General features: G+C 28.3%; 8 protein-coding genes. 1 reads left to right on the top strand and 7 read right to left on the bottom strand.

Going from position 1 to position 6,593, the window contains the following annotated elements; all coding sequences use genetic code 11:
• Positions 1 to 230, top strand: a 230-nt coding sequence (locus EIC27_RS08345; RefSeq protein WP_205702304.1) for a transposase domain-containing protein, incomplete at its 5' end; no start/stop codon positions are given.
• A gap of 116 nt (positions 231 to 346) precedes the next feature.
• Here EIC27_RS08345 and EIC27_RS05615 read toward each other — a convergent pair.
• The 7 genes from EIC27_RS05615 to EIC27_RS07935 form a co-directional block, all read right to left on the bottom strand.
• Complete coding sequence (locus EIC27_RS05615; RefSeq protein WP_126045113.1) at positions 347 to 1,369, bottom strand: hypothetical protein; 1,023 nt, start codon at positions 1,367 to 1,369, stop codon at positions 347 to 349.
• 443 nt (positions 1,370 to 1,812) lie between these two features.
• Positions 1,813 to 2,178 carry a hypothetical protein gene (locus EIC27_RS05610; protein ID WP_126045112.1) on the bottom strand — a complete coding sequence of 122 codons (366 nt, stop codon included), beginning with the start codon at positions 2,176 to 2,178 and terminating at the stop codon, positions 1,813 to 1,815.
• Between the two features lie 363 nt (positions 2,179 to 2,541).
• On the bottom strand, positions 2,542 to 4,548 hold the full coding sequence (locus EIC27_RS05605) for a hypothetical protein (RefSeq protein ID WP_126045111.1): 2,007 nt from the start codon (positions 4,546 to 4,548) through the stop codon (positions 2,542 to 2,544).
• Between the two features lie 10 nt (positions 4,549 to 4,558).
• Positions 4,559 to 5,077: a hypothetical protein gene (locus EIC27_RS05600; RefSeq protein WP_126045110.1), complete on the bottom strand. Its 519-nt coding sequence runs from the start codon at positions 5,075 to 5,077 to the stop codon at positions 4,559 to 4,561.
• 161 nt (positions 5,078 to 5,238) lie between these two features.
• The gene (locus EIC27_RS05595) at positions 5,239 to 5,517 is read right to left on the bottom strand and encodes a hypothetical protein (RefSeq protein ID WP_153183770.1); all 279 of its coding nucleotides are present in this window, start codon (positions 5,515 to 5,517) and stop codon (positions 5,239 to 5,241) included.
• Between the two features lie 146 nt (positions 5,518 to 5,663).
• Positions 5,664 to 6,155 carry a hypothetical protein gene (locus tag EIC27_RS05590; protein ID WP_126045108.1) on the bottom strand — a complete coding sequence of 164 codons (492 nt, stop codon included), beginning with the start codon at positions 6,153 to 6,155 and terminating at the stop codon, positions 5,664 to 5,666.
• A 162-nt stretch (positions 6,156 to 6,317) separates the two neighbouring features.
• The coding region (locus EIC27_RS07935; protein WP_153183752.1) for a transposase domain-containing protein at positions 6,318 to 6,593 on the bottom strand (276 nt) is incomplete at its 5' end.

Below are 6,593 nucleotides of genomic sequence, written 5' to 3'. Positions count from 1 at the left end.
GTATAAAACCATTTGCAGTTGGCAGAAAAAATTGGATGTTCTGTGCAACAACTAAGGGTGCTAAAGCTAGTGCAAATATTTATAGTATTATTGAAACTTGCAAAGTAAATAAGATTAATCCTTATGATTATTTAAAATATTTGCTGAATCATATTCATGATTATTCTGATCCAAAAGAGTTAGTAAATTTACTTCCATATAATATTGATAAAAAAATATCATCAAATTAAATTTTTTTTAGAATTATCAAAAAACTTAAGAAACCCAAAGAAAGGCGGATAATACTTGTCAAGATGGGGATATTTTAGCGTTTACGAACAATTGCGCCTATACCCTCCTTTGCAAATTATAATGCACTTGAGAGCATATCTTGAACAGCAATTTGGTCAACACAATTTATGCTATCATTTAACAATCCAGACACTTTCGAAGTCATTCCATCAAACCAAGTTACTTCCATAACAGCAGGACCATTATCAACCTGTTTTGGAATATCTAAATTATGTATTTCAATAGCTTTTAATTGTTGATCAATCTTAAATGCTTCTCTCATACTATCTGTAAGACCTGTCTCTGGTGCATCAACATGATTTAAATTAAAATTGCCTGCTTTAATAGCTTTAAGCTCTCTCATACAATGATATTTATTTGTAACCACTTTCATTTCACTATCAAATAAATCAGAAGCAAAGCCATGGGCCTTATATACAAGAAACAGATCAAAAGCAATATCAAGAGCTTTAAAAATATAGCTATTTTTAATGAATTTGAAAAATTTGTCGTTAAAGTAATTACTTGCTGCTTTCATGTTTTGTCCTATCCATGTATCTTGCCCCGAGATAACACTTCTCAATGAATCTACTGATAACACAATATTTTTAGCACTCGTAATGTAATTTTTATCCCAATACCCTTTTGGTGATACTGAATACAATACATAATCAGCACTTCTTGTCGCAGTTTCCATAGCTACACCTGCAGTTCCATGTTGCATAAATGCAGTTGTCAAATCACTCGTTGTTTTACCTAGGATCTTTTCAACTAAAAACAATCCTGAACCTGTTGCAGCTGTAGTTGCTATAACCACAGGAGAAGTTACAGTAAAAGCACCAGCTGCAATGCTTCCAATAGTGGTTCCAATTACTGCAGTCGATAATGCACTACCTGCAGCTTTCCAAGCCATTTGCTCAATAAGAGTTTTAGATGTATCTTCAAATAAATATGTGCTACTGCCAATAAATGAAATTCCAGCTGCAGTTGCTCCAATTGTTTCTTTTATTTGTTTTAATGGAAAACCTATGTATTGTAGTCCGCAACATGTATACTTTGTTGCATGTTTTGGTATAGATAAAAGCGATGATAACAACATAACAAACACCTCATACTATTAAATTCGATCGCATTGTACAAAAATAATACAAATAGTCAAGTTTTTTATTTTATTTTTAATGAACTTACTACATATTTTATACTATTTTTTAAGGCTTTGACAAAAAATAGTATAAAATATTAAAGAAAAAAGCATTTATATATTTCACAATAAATTTGGATATATGGTAAAAAACAAAATTAAGAATCAATCCTCTAGAATTAAAAAGATATATTGAAAAATAATTCAGAACACAACAATTAGAATCACAAAAAATAAAGGAATTGTTATTTCTAACATAGTTCATTTACAGAATTTTTTTGGTAGGCACATTACCGTTAAAGGTTAACACTACTCTTTTTACGGTAAAAGTAGTTAATCTTCCGAAAAAACTTTTTTCCTCTATATCAGTTTTCAACAAAAACCTTTTAATTCATTGCACTTTACATAATATTACAGCCATAATCTTCACTATCGTCAGATTTTTCTCTAAATCCTATACACATGCTTAGACCAAAAAACTCTTCATAACCACCTAGATTTAGCGCTTGTGATTCCTCAATTGCTCCATTGTGGCTACCTATTGCTGCATCATGCTCAGCTGCTAATGCATGTTGCTGCGCTTGCTCAGGCAAAGGTGGCTGAGCAGCAGCACTATTTTGCTGTGAAGATGCACCACTATGATCATCTCTTTGCAACTCAGATATATCTCCTCTAATTGGTGTACCAAAAGCACCTTTCTGACGCAAATTATTTTCACTTGGCTTGCTTTTTGGTGACCCAAAAGCTCCATCTTCCCTTTTCATCATAATATATCTCCATTATGTTATATTAATTTATTAAAGCTCACTGCCATCAATTGTATTACAATCTAAACCATACTCTAAACAAAATTCCGCTAACAATTTCTCTTCACATGAAGATAAATTTTGTAATTTAATATCAATTTTTTCTTCATTTTTAGTACTTATACCTATTGTTGTTATTATTTTTTCTGTATCTGGCTGTAGTACTACTTTATTACAAAAAGCTTTTTCAACTGCTATAACAGGAACTACTAATGTAAAATAAATTATAGGTCCAAAAACTGCATATACATTTTTTAAAGGTATTACTTGAGTGCCTTGAAGGAAAAATGTATGTGCTGCATCTAATCTAGGTAAATTACCATCTTATGCGTTGCCTAAGATAATTCCATCATAAGCAGTATATAGTACAGTTAAACTATTTCCTGCCAATATTGAACCTACAAGAGGTATTAACATAATGGAAGTTGGCACATAATTATATGTTAAATCTACAATAGGTTCCATTATATAATTGCACAGTGGGCCTGATGGAGTTACACAAGTTTTATTGCTTAAGAATTTCTCAAGGTTGCTTCTTATTGCTTCCATATGGAAATCACTTTCAACTGATACATCACCATTTATTGTTGTACCAGTAACTAATGCTGTACCTAAAGGATGATATTTTTGCGCATTTCTCAATAATGCTAATAATTCATTAGGATTATCTTCTACCATTTTGTGTATGTTATGCTGAAACAATTCGGTCATAACATTCCTTTTAGCCTCTGCTATTTGTGGCAACTTTTGTTCAACTTTTTGGTGAATTTGCTCAAAAAGATTGTTTTCACTATTATGGTCAAAAGTTATCCTCTCACTTATAAAGTAATTAATAATACCTAATAACTCAGTATTACCATATGCTGAAATACTAGAACTTACTGTAGCTTCACTTGAACTATCATCCTGTAACTTTGATAATTCACATAATTTCATATATCCATAATGATCCTGCCCTTTAGAAAATTCGATAATATCACTTCTAAATTTTTGAGATAAACGAAAAATCCAAAAATGACAAAAAGCAATGTGTTTCTCAACTGTATAATGTTCATTTAATAATTCATTAACCTTACTCCAGAACATAGGATTTTTAAATATACCTTTAAATTTATCAATTTCTCTAGTTTGATTTTTATCCTCACTTTTATTATCCAATAACTCTATTGTTTTATCTAACAACTCTTTTTTTCCTTGTGCTATCATTTGAATAAAAAAGCTGGCAAAGCATTTAGGATAGGTATAACGTGCAAACTTATCAAAAAATTCTATAAAATTATTTGCAGTAAAAAAACTCCAAATTAAACTTTGATCTACTACATTCTCACAATCAATATTTGCCAATTTAGTACTTAATTTATCTAAACTAAAACCATCTGTAGTATTATAATAGTGATGTATATAAGCACCATTAAGACCGACAAAACCCTTTTCTTCTGTGCCTAAAGGTTTTGAGTGAGTTGAAAATTCATTATATATATCATAACAAACTTTTCCTTTTGAAGAATGTATAAGTGGGCGCAACATTTCTTTTTCAAATTGATCAGCAGGAAAAGTTTTACTTTTATTAATATAAGCTTCTTCCAAGGAATGACGAAGTGTATTTAAGAAATTTTTAGGTAATTCTTTTGATTGACTATTTTGACATAACAAAAATTTTGATGAATACTTATAAAAGACCTTCAAGCTCCAATCTGAAGACAAAGCTGCTTTCACAAAACTATCTGCAATATCATCTATATTTTCATTTGATAAAACAAAAAGATTATATGCATTATTATATTTTAAATTTTCAATTGCTTCAGTATTATCTTTTTTATTTATCTTGGGAAATAACAATTGATATTTTTCTAATGTTTCTTGAAAATATTTTCTATTATATAAAACATAAAGGTAGAACGATTTTTGAAATGTATTTGCATTATCATTTTGCAAAACAAAAGCAACTATTTTACTATAATATTGATATACTATCTCTTTTTGATCTGCTGCATTAGCATATTTACTTATTTGCATAATCATTAGTTCAACAAATCCAAAAGTATTTAATGAAGACTCAAAAGTAGATTCTATTGAATTTAATGATGATTTAACTAATTTGCTCAAAACATCAGTATAAATTTCAGCATAAAACTGTTCTTTCTCTTCATCACTATAAAGACTAACATTCTGTATTAAATGTTCATTTACTTTGCTAAAAAGTTCAAAATTGCTAAGTAATAATGATGCTTGAAGAATTTCTTTATGTGCTGTGGATTTAGCAAAGCGATCATTCTCTCTTTTAAAATGCCCATTTTGAACTACTGCTTTGTCTTCTTGTAAAGTACTCATTACTCCTCACCTAAACTAGTCCACCTTCTTCTAGCGATATGCCACAACTACTAAATAATTCATTACTTTCATTAAGACTTATAGACAATAAATCCACTATTTCCTTATTTTCAAAAGGTTTTACATTTTTATCTTGAGGGTCTGGAAAACTTTTTATTTTTCCACATGTTGGATTATAATCAACATCATATTCCTCATAATGCTTTTCTATCTCCTCAAGCCTTGTATGATCTTCAGAAAATTGCATACATACTTCTTTAAAATTTTCATCCTCATCTTTTTTTTGTACTGCAATAAGTATATCTCCCCAATTTGAATTTACACTTTCTAATGTTGATTTTAACACACCTTTTAATAATTCATTTATTTTTAATGTACATTCATTTTCATTAATCATCTGTTCAACTGTTTGAAGTGTTTTAATGTTACCATCTTGATCAAAAATCTTACCAAAATACCCTTGAATCTCTTTAACTTCTTCATCACTATTTTTATCGCATTTCCATGCATATACATTAAGGTATTGCATTGAAGCTAAAAATAATTTTTTTACTCCCTCATTTTCTGAATAATCATCAACTAATTTTTTATGAAGTAAATCAGTTAAACCTGAATTAGTAGGAAATGTTCCAGATATGTAGTAGAGAAATGTAGCATCAAAATCTTTAAATACATCTTCACTTGGAATTACTATTTTTCTGCATACTGCATCAAATTCAGAAATTTTTTGAAAACAGCATTAATATTGTCAGAATCAGTTGGGTTAATTTTAGTTAAATTTTTAGTGCAATTACCTTCAACAAGTTTGTGATTATTATTATATACATCCCTGATATTTGCTATTGACTGTTTAAATTTTATTCTAGCATCTAAAAAGGCATCATAATTATCGATACATTGTTTTAATTGATTAAGCTTTTCTGAGTCAACACCAGTTAAAACTGATGTATTATACATTAAATAAGACATATACCTCCCCCGTAATTTTATTTACAATTATCTAATTATGTATCTATAGCAAATGTTAATTCTTTAGTAAACAATTTTTTTAATAACATAAATTTTTATTTATTTTTATATTCACTAATAACAGATGGAATCAATATTGTAAGAAATTAAAATTTTATATTAAATGTTAATAGTACTGATTTAGTCTTCTTACTATTTAAATAAAGTATATCTGCTTCAACTTTTTTTAATCTACTATCACTTGCAGTTCTTATAGTAAATCCTACTCCTTGTTGTATATTTTTTTCTTTTGAAACAATCTTTTCTTGCTCTTTTCTTGATTTATTATCATATGTTAATATTACATAAGGGGCAAAGCTATTTATAATTGAATTCTTTACTAATATTTCTTTACTAATTTTTGCACTTGAATAAAAATCATCTACCTTATAGTAATCGCACTTATTTTTCCATTTCCTATCACTATTAAAAATAGTTAAATCTAAAAAGTAATTCCTCAAAGATCTATTATAAAACATTGCACTTGCAATATGCTTATACTTGTTACTAAAATCACTTTCATACCCAATAATAAAAACTAGACCGTAATTAAGAATTTTGCTTATACCATATACATGATTTAAATGATATTTTGGCAAATCCTTTATAAATAATTTTGTTGAAGTATTATATGGTTGATTTGCTAGATTAGAATATGATGTATAACGATAAGAATGTAAACGCTAAAATATCCCCATCTTGACAAGTATTATCCGCCTTTCTTTGGGTTTCTTAAGTTTTTTGATAATTCTAAAAAAAATTTAATTTGATGATATTTTTTTATCAATATTATATGGAAGTAAATTTACTAACTCTTTTGGATCAGAATAATCATGAATATGATTCAGCAAATATTTTAAATAATCATAAGGATTAATCTTATTTACTTTGCAAGTTTCAATAATACTATAAATATTTGCACTAGCTTTAGCACCCTTAGTTGTTGCACAGAACATCCAATTTTTTCTGCCAACTGCAAATGGTTTTATACTACGCTCCGAATCATTATTATCAATACGCAGTCTTCCATCTAAAAG

This window comes from Candidatus Aquarickettsia rohweri (assembly GCF_003953955.1).
Taxonomy (GTDB): domain Bacteria; phylum Pseudomonadota; class Alphaproteobacteria; order Rickettsiales; family Midichloriaceae; genus Aquirickettsia; species Aquirickettsia rohweri.
This window is presented reverse-complemented; position numbering and strand designations above follow the sequence as displayed.